The sequence below is a fragment of the Clostridium saccharoperbutylacetonicum N1-4(HMT) genome, assembly GCF_000340885.1.
GTDB lineage: Bacteria > Bacillota > Clostridia > Clostridiales > Clostridiaceae > Clostridium > Clostridium saccharoperbutylacetonicum.
Window position 1 is genome coordinate 4,783,792 of sequence record NC_020291.1, and the last position, 15,917, is coordinate 4,799,708.

The following is a 15,917-nucleotide window of genomic DNA, read 5'->3' on the forward strand; positions in this document are numbered from 1 at the left end:
ACACATATCAACTGATAAAATAAGAATAATCTAATAATTAATTTCTTACATTCTTTGAAAATATTCCAACCAAGAACCATACCTTGACATCTCCAAATTTCTATTTTTTTAATTATCTACTTGACGGGAAGAAGCTCAATTAAAAACCTCGCTCATTTTTGTTTTATATTAGTGCTCCATCGCTTCCTAAATTATATCCATCTACTGATGTATTTGCTGCCATAGAACCATCTAATTTAAGATAATACCACTTATTTTCATTTTTTAGCCATCCTGTAGCCATATATCCATTTTCTTTTAGGAAATACCACTTACCATTATCCTTTTTCCAACCAGTTTGCATTTTTCCATCTACTGGGGATAAATATGTCCAGTTTGTATTGTCTTTTTGCCAGCCAGTTAATAAATTTCCTGTCTTATCTAGCAGATACCAGCTGTTTTCAACCTTTGTCCAACCTTCTGACGCGACATCTGCAGCTGCAATTTTATCTTTCACTGCAATATAAGTTGCATTTGCATCTGTTGGTAAAGTCATTGTATTATTAACTTTATCTATTTTAACTTTATCTGTTACTTTTACATATTTATTTAGTTGTGGTACAAATTTATAAACTTCTGCAACTTCTCCAATAGCTGTATCTAATTTAATAGTTTCTAATGGACTAGACTTCTCAACTGCTATTACTAAACCTGTATTTTTACCGTTATTAGCCAAAGCCGTTAAAGATAATTTATTTCCATCTGAAGTTTGTACTTCCTTAGAGGTGCCAACTTGTGTTCCTTCTCCTAAAATTGAACTTAATTTAGATATTACTTGTTTTTCTATCTCTTTATTAGCCAAAGCACTGCTACTTTGTCCAACAGTTAAATCTGCTTCAGTTGTTTTTGCAATATCTGTTTTTGAGTTTACAGCTGTACCATAATCATTAGTTACATGATTATGGTGATGCCCACCAGATGAATTATTACTTATCACTGGTTCATTAACTGGATCCATATAATTAGGCCAAACTATTTTACCAGTATCATCTCTGTAAATTGCTTTTGGCATTTCAACACTTTTAAAGTAATCTTTTGTAATCTCTGTACCACCCTTATTTATTGATTTTACACCATCGCAGAAGTAGTTGTTATCACTAAGGACCATATCTGGAATATTATCTTGTTCTCCTGCCACGGTTCTAAATGAAATATCATTTTTCAAATCATAATCCAAAACTGCACCAGTATAGTAATCTAATCCATAATTAGCATGCTTATTATCTACTGAAGTAGAATTTTCCACCACAGCAGCTGGATTACTATTTCCAGTAATGCCTACCGCATTATTATTAAAGGATAACGAATTTTTCAAAGTATGTTTGATAGCTATTCCTTCTCCACCTAGTTTAAACCCATTACCATCACCTTTAGTAACTGTACCATCTGTAAGAGTACCATTTCCGTAAGCTATACAATTTTCTATAGTTACTGCTCCGATTTTTCCATTTTCAAGCTTTGAGTATAAATCCCAACCATCATCGCAGTTATTATGAGAAACACATCCTCTAAACACATTACCATATCCGCAAGAAATTTTAGCTGCAAATCCATCAGCATTGTTCATAGCTGCATCCATATTATCGTAAGATTCACAATTTAAAATAAGATTGTTGTTTGGCCAATTAGCTATTTTATCATTAATGTCTCCACTTATTTGTAAGCCTGAATCTCCATTTTTATAAGTCTTTACATTTTCCACTAAATTATTACTTCCTGAAATAGTAATTCCATGTTGTTTATCCAAAGTGTTAGTAACGTCTATTCCATATATCCTCCAATAATTTGCATAGGTTGTGAGTCCTCCAGATTTTTTACCAAAATCAAATATTGGTCTTTGTCCATCATAAGCTGTAAGAGTCTTCATTTTATCTTTAGTTCCACTATTAGTATTATCTATTATGATTGGACTTGTAAGATTGTATATACCACCTTTGACCTTTATTGTTTGTCCTGCATTAGTATATTTAATTGCTGAATATATGTCTAATGGACTATCTTCAGTTCCTTTCCCGGCATCTGTTCCATTAGGTGAAACATAAACCTCACCATTTTCAACCCCATAAGTTTTCATGTTTACTGTTTGAGTTTTGTCAATAACTGCTGCTCCTGCTTGACTAGGTGTATATTTTATATCAAAAATATTATCTCCATTTCCTAAAACAGAAGGAATCTTTAAAGGTACACTATTTTTAATTTCACCATCATATAATATCCTTCCACCAAGTTTAACGTTAACATTCCCATCAATATTAGATTTTAATGTTAAATCATAATTTGATGTTCCAGAAGTAGCTGAAGAGGTTACACTTATCGCTGGTGTTATTACTATAGGCGGCTCTTTCACTCCTTCAGGATCAGTAGCTACATTTGACTCTCTCAAATCTATATTTGAAACTGTTATTGAAGCTACACGAGCTGCAAAGAATCCAAGGTAAATCCTATTACCATCTAAAACTTCTAATTGCTTTGGTCTGTAATAAGTAACCTCTTCTCCATCATTTACCGAAGCAATATATCCGGTATTAGTCTTTTTTAGTTTTAATTTATAAGTTGCAGTACCATCATTTGCAGGACGATTCCCAAATTTATGGCAGCCTTCCATTACTATTGGCTCACTAAAATCTTTAGTTACCCCGTTTCTAAATACAGATTGAACAAGTCCATTATATCCTCCTACCAAACACATATTTGATGGAGATATAGATGAATCATTTTCTGTTCCTATAGTATCTCTTGCCATTATTCCAAATCCTGCTTGATTATCAGGTTTTGCTTTTTCAAAAAAGTTTACTTTTACATCTGCTGAAAGTTCAAAATTCTGAGAGGGATCTATTACAGTATAATAATAAGACATTCCATCTTGTGCTCCTGTAACTTTTCCTCCTGTAGCCTTACCATCTTTACTTCCTGCTATCAATGTAACTGTTTTATTTGCACTATCTACACTTATAGTATTATTTTGTAGTGATGTAGTAGTACCAAATCTAGTAGATTTCCATTCAACTTGTTCAGCAACATTACCTATTGATACTGCTGATCCAGTTGTTGTAACTGCTGGTCCTGTTGTTCCACCTATACTATTTTCAATTGATGATAAAGTGTCTTTTGTGGTACTGTCACTTGCCGTTAATAAAGTATTTTCATTAATATTTTTAGCTGCAGACTCTCCAGAATTTTCTCCATTTACCGCAGCAGAAATAACTGATAATTGTGATGTAGCTACTGCTGTAGAAATTAATATTGATAAAACCTTTTTTTTCATTTACTAGCTCCCCTTTTCTGTTAACGTTAACAAATAAATGTTAACGTGTTCATTTCTAAAATATACTTCACTAATCCAAAATCGTTTTCATCTATATATTACTATTCATAATTTATTTATGCAATAGTATTTTCTAATTTTTTCATTATTCTCCATAATAATAATTAATATGGAAAATAAAAAGCATATTATTTAATATATATATTTAATTCAAATTAATAATATGATATTATCTTGTTTATAGATGTCTAAAAAGCAACTCTATTAACAATAACAACTTGCTCATAGCAAATTAATAAAAAGGTATAATTTCAAACTTGTTTATTTATACTTATTATAAAAAATTAAATACATTAGGGAGTGATTTATGTGGTTAAAGTAGACTTTCATGTTCATACTAACTCTTCAGATGGAATTCTTTCTCCCTCGGAGGTTGTTAAGAGAGCTTACAAAAATAACGTTAAATATTTATCCATAACCGATCATGATACAGTAAGTGGCTTAAGTGAAGCTATTGATGAAAGCCTTAAGTATAATATTACTTTAATTCCTGGAATTGAACTATCAACTCAGCATAATAATGAAAGTGTGCATATTTTAGGTTTCTTTAATGATAACAATTTCAGAAATGATAATCTTATAAAAGAATTAGCTAAAATAACTAACCATAGGGTAGTTAGGGCAAAAAAAATGATTAGTAAACTTAAAGAAGAATTTAATATAGAAATTAATTTCGAAAAAATTTCCAAAGAAACTAATGATACTATTGCAAGACCACATATTGCTAGAGAAATAGTAAAATCTGGCTACCCTTACACCCATAATGAAATATTTGATAATTTTATTGGTAAAGGCTGCAAAGCTTATGTACCGACCTTAAAATTATCAACTATAGATGGTTTAAAGCTATTAAAAGACTATAATGCCACAGTGTTTTTAGCTCACCCAAAACTAATTAAGAACACTAAGATAGAAGAGTTTCTTTCAATGGATTTTGATGGTATAGAAGCAATATATTTTCAAAATACTCCTGAAGAAAATCAAAAATTTATAAAAATAGCAAAGGATAATAATCTTCTTGTTTCTTGTGGTTCTGATTTCCATGGAGATTTAAAAAATGATGATCGACACGGTGATATCGGTTCAATTGAATTGCCTTTTGAATATTTATCAAAACTTCTTAATACCTTAGACATAGAATTTACCTATTCATAAAATTTCACTTTTGATTATCTACATAAAAATAAAGTGTACTCTAGAAGAAATGATTCATTTTATTGAACAATCTTCTAGAATACACTTTTCTTTAATTAATATCATTCATTCTACTCTCAATTACATCAACTGGTGTAACTTTTGACATTAAAGCATGTCTATAATTTACTGCTGCTGCTTCAATAATTACAGCAATATTTCTTCCTGGCCTAATTGGAACTGTTAACTTTTTCACGTTTATACCTAATATATTCATGTATTCATTATCTATTCCTAATCTGTCATAGTCATTATCATCTTTCCAGTGTTCAAAATGCATAATTAATCTAATTTCTTTTTCCTGAACAACTGAACTTAATCCATATAAAGTTGTGACATCTATAATACCAAGCCCTCTAACTTCAAGCATTCCAACTGTAATACTAGGTGATCTTCCTATTAATTGACCATCAATTTCCTTTATGTCAACAGCATCATCTGTAACAAGTCTATGTCCTCTTTTTATTAATTCTAATGCAGTTTCACTTTTACCAATTCCACTTTCTCCAGTAATTAATATCCCTATACCAGAGACATCAACCAATACCCCATGTAGTCTTGTTTCAGGTGCAAGTTTATCAGCTAGATATACTGTGGTTTTACTTATAAAATGCGTACTTACTAGGTTGCTTCTAACAAACCAGATATTATGTTTTTGAGCTTCTTTTATAAATTCCGGATGTGGTTCAAGCCCTCTAGTTATAATTAAACAATTTATATCAAAACTAAAATACTTTTTAACTCTCTTTTTTCTAAGCTCAATCTGCATATCATCTAAAAAGCTCCACTCAGCTTTTCCTATAACTTGTATTCTTTCTGGAGCAAAATAATTATAAAAACCAGCAAGTTGAAGTCCTGGCCTATTTATATCATTAACGGATATCTCAACATCTTCTTTACCTTCAACTAATACTTCCAAATTCAAATCATCTACTAGTTTTTTTACTAAAACACCCATTTCATACTACCCCTTTGTACTTTTTTTAGGTTCTATTTGATCCAACTGCGCTCTAAAATTTCTTTTAACATTATCTATGTATCTTTTTCTAAGTTTCTGTTGCAATTCCTTTTCTTCATCAGTAAGTCCTCTCTCCTGACTAAGCTTGTATAATAAATTTATCTTCTCTACAACTTCCTCTATTTTAGCGTTTTCAATATCCATTTATATTGTCATCCTTTCTACTTATATATCAATAATTTTACCATTTAAATTAATATAATCAACATGAAATAATTCGACATAAAATAAAACATAATAAAATACCTGTCGAACGTTTTAAATGTAAAATATATACATTTCTGTTATCATATGGTGTATTTTCTTTAGAAATATTTGTTTTCTCATACATTCTTCCAATATCTTGCTGCTTGTTGTCATTAATTGTTATATGAAATATTTTTACAAATTCTTCTTTGTTGTTTATAATTATTATATATTAAAAACCAGCTATGGTGAAAGAGGTGTAATTATGAGGACTTGGTTTATTTCTAAATTAAAATATAATGTTATGATTAGGACACATCTACTTAATCTATTATTATTGTTTTTTTCTCCAAGGAATAAATTTATAATTGCTTTATCTCAAAATTTGGACAAATACATTGTTTTATATCAAGAAGAATTACTTTCTTTACATCATAAGCAACATAATTCCAAAGCTGTTGATGAGATTGCAGCTTAGTCATTCTTAATATACAAATTTGTTACTCCTTTATTTGAAAATAACAGTATATTATAATATATAATTAATTATAAAATATTAAAGGTTTCTGAATTAAAATCAAAAATCACATATAAATAATTGATTTTGTCAATACAAAAACACCTCATTACTGAGGTGTTAAATCCAATTAATAGTTCCCAACATGCCGTTCACTTATATATTCAAATCCTGCGCCTCGCAGGTGGGTTAAACTCAATTCACTCCTGCCTTCTACTGCCACATTTGTGATAAAAGAAGCCTGACATTTATGAATATGTTGTAAATCCCGATAATGTCATGTAGGTTGAATATCATAAGCTTTGCGCACATCTCAGGAATTCTATGTCTTTATTATATCATAAAACACCATATTTTCAATAGTATTTTATGGGATTTTTACTTATGGTAATCGTTTAAAACATCTTCCATTTCTTCATCTGTTAGTTCATCTGAAAAGACTGCAATAAATTTATAATACCCATTCTCTACGTTTTCCATTCCAAATTCTTTGTACTTACCTTCTATCTCTAATTCATCAGATATTTCATCTATAATTGATTCAACATTATCTACAGCAATATCTCTTAAATATGGAATGTAGCATTCATTATACCATTCGTCAGTTTCAGGTTCAAAATCACTTTCTTCAGTTGAATAAGCTTTTGCAGCACTTATTTCTTCATTATCAAAATCATAATAAAATTTTATTATTACATAATTACTTTTTTGCTTTATCTCCTCTACATCAGCTAAGTCATTATCTTCTAAATATTCTATTATTTCAGAACTCTTCATAAAATCCGTGCCCCCTTAAACTTAATATAATAATTTTTTATATTCTTTTTTAATTTCTTCAAATTCCTTGTCATCTTCAACAAGATTTAATTCTTCATTTCCTTCTTCATTTATGTCTATTCTAAAAGCAAACATATCATCACTTTCTTCATCAACTGGTGATAATAATAAATAGCCTTGTTCTTCTAAATATATTTTTGCTATAGCTTCAAAGTCTACCTTGTTTCCATCTTCATCTCTAAAGGACATTATTTCTTTTTCTTCCAAATTGTTCACCTCATCTTAATATTTGCTTACAACCATGCAGTTGCAAACTCAATAATTTCGTTAAACTTTTATTCGTTAACTTTCAAATTATTATATCCTTATTATATGATATTTCATACTTTTGTCTATAGATTTTAATAATTTTCTATAAGTTTTACTACTACGCTGCAAAAAGCTCAATGCATTTTAAAATTATACATTGAGCTTTAAAATCTAAGAATATTCTATTATTTATTATAAAAAAAATTCCTTACTATACTGAACTATATTGATGTTTGCTTTTAAAATCCCCAAAAACATTATAAATACTTTTCTTACTAGCCTTTGCAACTGCTTTAACTATTGCATAAGCTATGATACTATCTGCTGTATGATGTATTATTGCTCCAACAACTGTTGTTATCAAAGATATATAAACAGCTGGTCCAAATCCTACAAATGGAATTGTTACTAGCGCTTCTAATATTCCATGAATAGGTGCTGTTACAGCTACTGCTTTAACATAACTTTTATATTTTAAAATCATCATTGCCCCAACATATCCAACAATAATATGTGTTGCAGCTCTTGCAACTACAGGTAAAGGCAATCCAGCCATTAAAAAGCCAATAGTTGAACCTATTCCAACTACAACTGCCACAAATGGTGATATTAACATTGATAACATCATTGGTACATGCGCTGCTAAAGTTGCTGTATAATATGGTGGAATAACTATTCTTAAGATTCCAAATTGAATAGGAATTATAATTGCCAGTGCTGTAAGCAATCCTGCATATACCATTTGCCTAATTTTATTATTCATTTATTATTTCCTCCTCTTGTCTTGCTGTATATACACTAGTATATACCATGCGCACACATAAGTAAATGCTCTATTTAAATAATCTTAAGACACATTTTTGCACAATAAATAACTTTTTCTTTTCTAACCATAAACTTGTTTTTATTTCATATAACTTTTATAATAAAACTTAGCATGACTATACATGACCTTTACTTATATTATCTTTAAAATTCTTATATTTATTCAAGGAGATTACAATGGAAAAAATACATATACTCGGAACAGGATCAGCCATGGTTACAAAATGTTATAATACTTGCTTTACTTTATCAAAGGATGATGAACATTTTCTAGTCGATGCTGGTGGAGGAAATACTATTTTAACTAATTTAGAAAAATCAAATATATCCATTACACAAATACATAACATGTTTATATCTCATAATCATAATGATCATATTCTAGGCAGTGTTTGGGTAATTCGTGCAGTCACACAAAGTATATTAAACGAAAAATATATTGGAAATTTAAATATTTATTGTCACAATGAATCCATTACTGCAATAAAATCAATTTGCTCTTTTGTTTTACAAAAGAAATTTTTGAAATTATTCGATTCTAGAATCATTTTTAATGAGATTAATGATGGTTATAAGCTAAAAATATTGGACAGAGAAACTACTTTCTTCAACATTCATAGCACCAAGGATTTGCAACATGGTTTTAAAACCATACTTAGTAATGGTAAAACACTAACTTTTTTAGGAGATGAGCCCTATAGAGAAACTGTAAAAAATTATTGTGAAAGTGTTGATTACTTATTTCATGAAGCCTTTTGCCTTTATTCTCAAAAAGACATCTTTAAACCTTATGAAAAGCATCATGCTACTGCAAAAGACGCATGTAAAAACGCTAAAGATTTGAATGTTAAAAATGTTATTTTATATCATACAGAAGATAAAAATTTAGACAATAGAAAAGAACTTTACATTAATGAAGGACTTAAGGAATTTGATGGTAATATATTTATGCCTGATGATTTAGATATCATAGAATTGTAGAAAAAAAGAATGTACACTTGAGTAAACCTTTTGTGTACATTCTTTATATTACTTTTATATTATTCTTAAAGCATTTCTGTTAATGTAGCTCTAATTGCTTTTATAAAATCAAATGTGTTTAAAGTTTGAATATTATCATGTTCTGCAAGTACTGACAAGTCACCTGTCATTTTCCCATCTTCAATAGTTTTTATCGAAGCTTTTTCTAACTTATCCGCAAATTCCACCAACTCTAAATTATTATCAAGTTCTCCTCTTTTTCTTAATGCTCCAGACCATGAAAATATTGTTGCTACAGAATTAGTTGATGTTTCCTTACCATTTAAATGACTATAATATTGATCCTGCACTGTTCCATGCGCTGCTTCAAATTCATAATTTCCGTCTGGCGAAACTAATACTGAAGACATCATTGCAATTGAACCAAACGCAGCTGCTACCATATCACTCATTACATCTCCATCATAATTTTTACAAGCCCAAATAACTCCACCTTCACATTTCATTATATTAGCTACTGCCGCATCTATTAAATTATAAACATATTTAATCCCAGCTTCTTCAAATTTTATTTTATATTCATCATCAAATAATTTTTGAAAAATTTCTTTAAAGGTAGTATCATATTTCTTTAATATTGTATCTTTGCTTGAGAACCATAAATCTTGCTTAACATCTAATGCAAAATTAAAACAACTTCTTGCAAAATTTTCGATAGAATCGTTTAAATTATGCATTCCCATGACAACACCAGCTTCTGAAAAGTTGTGTATTAATTCTCTCTTTTCTTCACCATTTTCAGACGTAAGTACAAGTTCACATTTGCTTTTCGCTTCTACTATCATTTCTTTAGATTTATAAATATCACCATATGCATGTCTTACTATTGTAATTGGCTTCTTCCATGATCTAACATATGGCTTTACGCAATTAACAATGATTGGAACTCTAAAAACAGTCCCCCCTAAAATTGATCTAATAGTACCATTAGGACTTTTCCACATTTCTTTTAAATTATACTCTTCCATTCTTGCTACATTTGCTGTAATAGTAGCACATTTTACCCCAACTTTGTGTTTCTTAATAGCTTCTGCAGAATCTATAGTAACTTGATCACAAGTTTCATTTCTGTGCACCAAACCAAGATCATAGTATTCTGTTTTCAAATCAATAAATGGTTCTAATAATTCCTTTTTAATTTCGCCCCAAACAATTCTTGTCATTTCGTCTCCATCCATTTCAACTATTGGATTAGACATTTTTATTTTTTGCATGTTTTTGCCCCCTTGTATTGCTTATATCCACTTTAATTAGATAATAACATTATACATCACCATTATATTTTTTTCAACTTTTTTGCATGATTATTCAATATAACTTGCAAAATTTTAAACTTTTCCTATATTTTCATAACACAAGAGTTGTTTACAACCAATTTAATGCAACAGCTTTATATTTGCAATTCAATTTTCTCTTTACCGAACAAAAGTTTTTTCACTCTGCATTTATTATGATATAAATTGTTAATTTTTTAGATTTTATTAAACTTCCAAATCTATAATATATAAATAAAAAAATCTGAAAGATATGATGCAGATTCTTTTCTACATTAATCTTACAGAGTAAGATAGTATATTAAAATTTTAATTTTTCTCCTTCGAAGTTACTTCCACTAATCATAATTGCACGTAGATACCAAAAATCATTTTCTCCAACCTCAAGCCTTTCAGGACAATCTACTTTTAATTCCATAATTAATTCTGCATCTAATTTAGTAATCATATTTTAACCTTCTTTCTTGATTGAAATAATGTTATAATCTCCTCTAAATAAACTTTTATGGTATAGTGTTTTAATCAAAAATCACTATACCATAAAGTAATGATTTGATAATGGACTAATCTTTCCTCATATCCTAAAGGCCTCATATTTATTATAATATTATCCAATTTCAAAACACTTGTTTTGTCTTCAAAACACTTGTACAACAAAAAATATAATGTTTTAGATTAAAAATTCATTCTATACTTTTATAATCAATTTTTACGCGTGACTTTATGCTTGCATTGACAAACTTCTTACTATATTCCATAAAATTAAATAACAAAAATACACACTTTGGCATAAATATTGCTTTAAAATAATAATGGAATCAACTTAATTTTCTAACAGTATCGTCAATCACTTAGAAAGATTAAACTTATTTAGGAGGAAAATTTTATGGAAAAAGAAATCAATTCGTTAAACAATGAAACGATAAATAAAAATCAAAAAGTTAAAGCTTCTGAAATTCTTGATAAAGATATGGCTATATCTACTTGGGATGAAAATTCGCTGCCTTCAGTGCGTATCAAATGGAATGGTTATGCTTTCAATGAAATCAAACTTCCAAATGGTAAAACTATTGTTATAGATCCTTACTATCACAATGTAGATAATAAATATGTACTTGATAAAACAAAAACTGCTGCTGATATTGTTGATAGTTGTGACTATGTGCTATTTACACACACTCACTTTGATCACAGCCAAGACTTTCCATACATATTAAAAAAATACCCATTGGTACCAGTTGTTATGCCTGAATCAGCTATAACTCCATTTAACTATGTCTATGAGATCATGAGTTTAAATTATAATGTTCAAGGTGTTTCAAATAATGATAAACTTGAATTTCCTGATTTCACTCTAGAAACCTTCTTAGGAAAACACACAACTAGAAAGGATATATCTAAAGATCCTAAAACTATTCCAATTTATTTCAACAAGGATGGAGAATTTGATCCCTTTGTATTTGAATTTTTCGAGACAGGAACTATTGTATTGAACTATAAAATAACAACAAAAGAAGGTTTTACTATACTTATTTGGGGTGGACAACTACCATCTGAATATAGAAAATACAATTATTTAGGAACTAATCCTGATTTAATGTTCTATCAAATGGCAGCTAATAATCTAGGGGATGGAACAACCTTTAACACTGGTAATAGAGAAAATCCAGTAGCTACTATGCTTGGCGATTTTATAGCTTCTGTTAATCCTAAAGCAGCTGTACCTTATCATCAAGAAAAATTTAGTATGGATGATCTTAATTCTATTGGCAAGCAATGTGCCGAACGAGGAAATTTAAAAGGTACAGCAACTAGCTTTGTTTCACCTAAAACTCATAAATGGTACCGCTTCGCTAAAGATCCATCTAACAATGTAATTGTAACTTCCGTAGAAAAATAAGACTTATTAATAAAAAAATATAAATATTATGTAAAAAGAGCCGTAGCACTAAAAATTAGTGTACGGCTCTTTTTAATTATTTATTAACTACAGTAACTTTTTGATATAGTTTAATTGACCACCATCTAACAGCACATCTTTTTGTCTATCTGAAAGTGTTGCATAAGCTTCTATTTTTGCATTCTTCGTTTTATTTATAATTATAAATTCACCATTTCTAAGTTGATCCTTTGCATTTTCAATAACTAAAACATCATCTTGGCTAATATTGTCATAATCAGATTGATCCTTAAATCTTAATGGCAATATACCGTAGTTTATTAAATTATCATGATGAATTCTTGCAAATGACTTGGCCAAAATAGCTTTTACTCCAAGATACATAGGTGCAAGTGCTGCATGTTCTCTAGATGATCCTTGTCCATAATTAACTCCACCAACAACAATTCCGCCATTGTTTTCTTTAGCTCTTTGAGCAAATGCAGTATCTATGCCATTAAACACATATTGAGATATTGCTGGCACATTTGATCTAAGTGGAAGAATTTTCGAACCGGCTGGCATAATATCATCAGTTGTAATATCATCTCCAACTTTCAATAATACTTTACCCCCAATCTCATCTTCCATTTCATCTCTCACTGGTAATGGTCTAATATTTGGTCCTCTTCTTACAACAATATCCTCTGTATTTTCTACTGGTGCTTGTATCATTCTATCATCTATGATACGCTCTTCTGATTCTTTAACTTCCTTTAATTTCTCTACATTAAATCCGTCTAAATCTCTAGGGTCAGTAATTACTCCAGTTATAGCACTAGCTGCTGCAACTTCTGGACTAGCTAAATAAATTTGACCATCAGCAGTTCCACTTCTTCCTATAAAGTTTCTATTGTTTGTTCTTAGGGATACTCCACCAGATTGAGGCGATTGACCAATTCCAATACATGGTCCACATGCACTTTCTAGAATTCTCGCTCCTGCTGAAATTAATTTTTGAAGTATTCCATCTCTAGCTATCATTTCAAAAACTTGTCTTGATCCTGGTGCTATACAAAGACTCACATCAGGATGAACAAACTTTCCATCTAAAATGATTGCAGCTTTAGCTAAATCTGAATAAGATGAATTCGTACAGCTTCCAATGAATACTTGAGTAACTTTTACATCACTTGCTTCTTTAACTTTAATTACTTTATCTGGCATATGAGGCTTAGCAACCATTGCATCTAATTCGTCAAGATTTATTTCAATTAATCCATCATATTCTGCATCATCATCTGCTTTAAGTTCTGTCCAATCAACTTCTCTGCATTGAGACTTCATAAATTCATATGTAAGCTTGTCACTTGGGAATATTGATGTAGTAACCCCTAGTTCTGCTCCCATATTAGTTATAGTACATCTTTCAGGTATACTTAGTGTTTCTACACCTGGTCCTGTATACTCTATTACTTTTCCTACTCCGTTTTTAACCGTCATTCTTCTTAAAAGTTCTAATATTATATCCTTAGCTGCAACACCAGCTCTTAACTGTCCAGTTAATCTGACATTAATTACTTCTGGCATAACTAATGGAAATGGTTGACCTGCCATAGCCATAGCAACACTCATACCTCCAGCACCTATAGCTATCATTCCCAAAGCACTAGATGTAGGTGTATGACTATCTGATCCTAAAAGAGTTTTTCCTGGTACTGCAAATCTTTCTGAATGTACCTGATGACATATTCCATTTCCAGGCCTTGAACAGTGTATACCATATTTTGCAGCAATAGTTTGTAAAAATGCATGATCATCTGCATTTTCAAAACCTGTTTGTAAAGTATTATGATCTATATAACTTACCGACACCTCTGTTCTAACTCTTGGAAGTCCTAATGCTTCAAAAGATAAATATGCCATTGTACCAGTAGCATCTTGTGTTAATGTTTGATCAATTTTTATTGATATCTCTTCTCCAGCAATCATATTACCTTCTACTAAATGACTTTTTAAAATTTTTCTAGTTATATTTTCTTTCATTATTAATTTCCTACCTTTCGTTAAAGAATATAATATATATCAAACAAATTTGAACATTTAAATTTCAAAACTTGTTTTAAACTAATTCATATAAAATATTCTGATTTTTTATTTATCAGAAAAGCATATCTTAATCAATTTTCTACTATCTAATAACTCCAAATACAAATCCAATAAGAATAACCAAAATATTTGATATTGTTTGTACCGGAACCGCTAACTTACAATATTCTTCAACATCCATTTCTAATAAACTTGCTCCTACATGAGTAGTTGGAGTTAATGTTGAAGACCCTGTTGCAAAAGCTAAATTAGTTACAAAAGGCGCAATAATTATTATGCCATCTAATCCAAAAGACGCACCAATAGAAATTAAAAGTGGGTATAGCGAATTGTAAAGTTGATATGGCACAAATCTAATGACAATAACACATAGCGCTAATAAAATCAAATGCATATATCTCGCTAAAAATCCCGGAAAAATCCATACTATGAATTGAGAAATACCTTTCACCATTCCTGTTGAATTAAAGATACCAACAAAAATTGAAATACCTATTAACATAAGTAATGTATTATAAAAAGTATGTCCAGATTTTTCCCATATAGCTTTATAATCCTTTGGTTTTGGATAATTAATCAAAGTAGTAATAAGTGTCGCAAAAATAAACACTATATATGAAGGAATCAAGAAATATGATAGTGCGACTACAGATCCAATAAATACAATCAAATTAATCCAAAAAAATTGCGGTCTTTCATTTGATTCCACATTATTTTTATCAGATTCTATAGTATTCTCTGTACCATCTTCTACTTCCACAAACGCCCCTACTAATTTCTTATGACGCCTTCCAAAATATATCCATTGCAATATAATTACTGGAATAAAACATAAAGAAATAGGAAGAACTCGCTGTGATAATTGTAACGGATCTACCTTTGCAAAAACAGACGAATTTGCTATTCCAATTCCCCATGGCAAAAAACTCATAGCAGCCACTGTAGTTTGGACAATAATCATAGCAGCTTTTCTATCAAAGTTGAATCTTTTATATAACGATAACATAACTGGGAATACAATTAAATAACATGAAACTGGTGTTGCTGTTGCCATTCCTATCGCAGCTACAATTGTTGTCATAATCATAAGAGTATAAACATTAAATTTACCTCTTGTTAATTTCATTATTCCCTGAACAATAACATTAAACATACCTGTTTCTGATAATAAAGTAAAATACATCAAACCAAATAACAGCATATATCCTACAGACTTCATAGTATTATTAGTTTGTTCTATCATAGCATTACTTAAGTCAGTTAATTTAACTCCTAAAAGCAAAGCGCAAATCATTGGAACAACTGCTAATACAAACTGAATCGGAATTTTTTTCAAAAATATACATACAATAATAATACATAACATAACAATTGCCATAATTGTTGTTGTCATTGGTAATTCCCCCTTTTTTTAAGTAATTCAA

Annotated in this window: 14 protein-coding genes; 4 read left to right on the plus strand and 10 right to left on the minus strand. The window is 29.8% G+C overall.

The genetic code is table 11. From position 1 onward, the window contains the following. Nucleotides 1-163 precede the first annotated feature (163 nt). Nucleotides 164-3,304, minus strand: a complete 3,141-nt coding sequence (locus tag CSPA_RS21375) for an N-acetylmuramoyl-L-alanine amidase family protein (protein WP_015394466.1) — start codon at nt 3,302-3,304, stop codon at nt 164-166. 369 nt (nt 3,305-3,673) lie between these two features. On the opposite strand from CSPA_RS21375, the gene CSPA_RS21380 reads away from it, so the two are divergent. Beyond that, on the plus strand, nt 3,674-4,519 hold the full coding sequence (locus CSPA_RS21380) for a PHP domain-containing protein (RefSeq protein ID WP_015394467.1): 846 nt from the start codon (nt 3,674-3,676) through the stop codon (nt 4,517-4,519). A gap of 91 nt (nt 4,520-4,610) precedes the next feature. Here the strand turns inward: CSPA_RS21380 and hprK are convergent, their stop codons facing one another. Both hprK and CSPA_RS21390 read right to left on the minus strand, forming a co-directional pair. After that, on the minus strand, nt 4,611-5,516 hold the full coding sequence (gene hprK, locus CSPA_RS21385) for an HPr(Ser) kinase/phosphatase (protein WP_015394468.1): 906 nt from the start codon (nt 5,514-5,516) through the stop codon (nt 4,611-4,613). A gap of 6 nt (nt 5,517-5,522) precedes the next feature. Further along, nucleotides 5,523-5,720 carry a DUF896 domain-containing protein gene (locus tag CSPA_RS21390; protein WP_015394469.1) on the minus strand — a complete coding sequence of 66 codons (198 nt, stop codon included), beginning with the start codon at nt 5,718-5,720 and terminating at the stop codon, nt 5,523-5,525. Nucleotides 5,721-6,027: 307 nt separating this feature from the next. Between CSPA_RS21390 and CSPA_RS21395 the strand changes: the two genes are divergently transcribed. Next, on the plus strand, nt 6,028-6,240 hold the full coding sequence (locus tag CSPA_RS21395; protein WP_015394470.1) for a hypothetical protein: 213 nt from the start codon (nt 6,028-6,030) through the stop codon (nt 6,238-6,240). Nucleotides 6,241-6,657: 417 nt separating this feature from the next. On the opposite strand, the gene CSPA_RS21400 is transcribed toward CSPA_RS21395, so the two are convergent. The 3 genes from CSPA_RS21400 to CSPA_RS21410 all read right to left on the minus strand — a co-directional run bounded on the left by CSPA_RS21400 (nt 6,658) and on the right by CSPA_RS21410 (nt 8,128). After that, nucleotides 6,658-7,056 (minus strand): hypothetical protein, encoded by a 399-nt coding sequence (locus CSPA_RS21400; RefSeq protein ID WP_015394471.1) that lies wholly within the window; start codon nt 7,054-7,056, stop codon nt 6,658-6,660. A 21-nt stretch (nt 7,057-7,077) separates the two neighbouring features. Next, nucleotides 7,078-7,323 (minus strand): DUF1292 domain-containing protein, encoded by a 246-nt coding sequence (locus tag CSPA_RS21405; RefSeq protein ID WP_015394472.1) that lies wholly within the window; start codon nt 7,321-7,323, stop codon nt 7,078-7,080. A gap of 253 nt (nt 7,324-7,576) precedes the next feature. Further along, nucleotides 7,577-8,128: a hypothetical protein gene (locus CSPA_RS21410; protein ID WP_015394473.1), complete on the minus strand. Its 552-nt coding sequence runs from the start codon at nt 8,126-8,128 to the stop codon at nt 7,577-7,579. A 239-nt stretch (nt 8,129-8,367) separates the two neighbouring features. Here CSPA_RS21410 and CSPA_RS21415 point away from each other — a divergent pair, with 239 nt between their 5' ends. Further along, entirely contained in the window at nt 8,368-9,171 is an 804-nt protein-coding gene (locus tag CSPA_RS21415) for an MBL fold metallo-hydrolase (RefSeq protein ID WP_015394474.1), read from the plus strand. 65 nt (nt 9,172-9,236) lie between these two features. Here the strand turns inward: CSPA_RS21415 and CSPA_RS21420 are convergent, their stop codons facing one another. Together CSPA_RS21420 and CSPA_RS30325 are read right to left on the minus strand one after the other, a co-directional pair. Then, nucleotides 9,237-10,445, minus strand: a complete 1,209-nt coding sequence (locus CSPA_RS21420) for an NADP-dependent isocitrate dehydrogenase (protein WP_015394475.1) — start codon at nt 10,443-10,445, stop codon at nt 9,237-9,239. A 361-nt stretch (nt 10,446-10,806) separates the two neighbouring features. Then, nucleotides 10,807-10,953, minus strand: a complete 147-nt coding sequence (locus CSPA_RS30325; RefSeq protein ID WP_015394476.1) for a hypothetical protein — start codon at nt 10,951-10,953, stop codon at nt 10,807-10,809. A 438-nt stretch (nt 10,954-11,391) separates the two neighbouring features. Between CSPA_RS30325 and CSPA_RS21425 the strand changes: the two genes are divergently transcribed. Beyond that, complete coding sequence (locus CSPA_RS21425) at nt 11,392-12,405, plus strand: MBL fold metallo-hydrolase (protein WP_015394477.1); 1,014 nt, start codon at nt 11,392-11,394, stop codon at nt 12,403-12,405. Between the two features lie 87 nt (nt 12,406-12,492). Here the strand turns inward: CSPA_RS21425 and CSPA_RS21430 are convergent, their stop codons facing one another. Further along, on the minus strand, nt 12,493-14,430 hold the full coding sequence (locus tag CSPA_RS21430; protein ID WP_015394478.1) for an aconitate hydratase: 1,938 nt from the start codon (nt 14,428-14,430) through the stop codon (nt 12,493-12,495). 145 nt (nt 14,431-14,575) lie between these two features. Next, the gene (locus CSPA_RS21435; RefSeq protein ID WP_015394479.1) at nt 14,576-15,886 is read right to left on the minus strand and encodes an SLC13 family permease; all 1,311 of its coding nucleotides are present in this window, start codon (nt 15,884-15,886) and stop codon (nt 14,576-14,578) included. Nucleotides 15,887-15,917 lie beyond the last annotated feature (31 nt).

Bases quoted from the DNA above. Each gene is read 5' to 3' on its own strand.
- CSPA_RS21425 (WP_015394477.1), top strand. From the start codon at position 11,392: ATGGAAAAAGAAATCAATTCGTTAAACAATGAAACGATAAATAAAAAT.
- hprK (WP_015394468.1), bottom strand. From the start codon at position 5,516: ATGGGTGTTTTAGTAAAAAAACTAGTAGATGATTTGAATTTGGAAGTA.
- CSPA_RS30325 (WP_015394476.1), bottom strand. From the start codon at position 10,953: ATGATTACTAAATTAGATGCAGAATTAATTATGGAATTAAAAGTAGAT.
- CSPA_RS21400 (WP_015394471.1), bottom strand. From the start codon at position 7,056: ATGAAGAGTTCTGAAATAATAGAATATTTAGAAGATAATGACTTAGCT.
- CSPA_RS21390 (WP_015394469.1), bottom strand. From the start codon at position 5,720: ATGGATATTGAAAACGCTAAAATAGAGGAAGTTGTAGAGAAGATAAAT.
- CSPA_RS21375 (WP_015394466.1), bottom strand. From the start codon at position 3,304: ATGAAAAAAAAGGTTTTATCAATATTAATTTCTACAGCAGTAGCTACA.
- CSPA_RS21410 (WP_015394473.1), bottom strand. From the start codon at position 8,128: ATGAATAATAAAATTAGGCAAATGGTATATGCAGGATTGCTTACAGCA.
- CSPA_RS21415 (WP_015394474.1), top strand. From the start codon at position 8,368: ATGGAAAAAATACATATACTCGGAACAGGATCAGCCATGGTTACAAAA.
- CSPA_RS21430 (WP_015394478.1), bottom strand. From the start codon at position 14,430: ATGAAAGAAAATATAACTAGAAAAATTTTAAAAAGTCATTTAGTAGAA.
- CSPA_RS21395 (WP_015394470.1), top strand. From the start codon at position 6,028: ATGAGGACTTGGTTTATTTCTAAATTAAAATATAATGTTATGATTAGG.
- CSPA_RS21420 (WP_015394475.1), bottom strand. From the start codon at position 10,445: ATGCAAAAAATAAAAATGTCTAATCCAATAGTTGAAATGGATGGAGAC.
- CSPA_RS21435 (WP_015394479.1), bottom strand. From the start codon at position 15,886: ATGACAACAACAATTATGGCAATTGTTATGTTATGTATTATTATTGTA.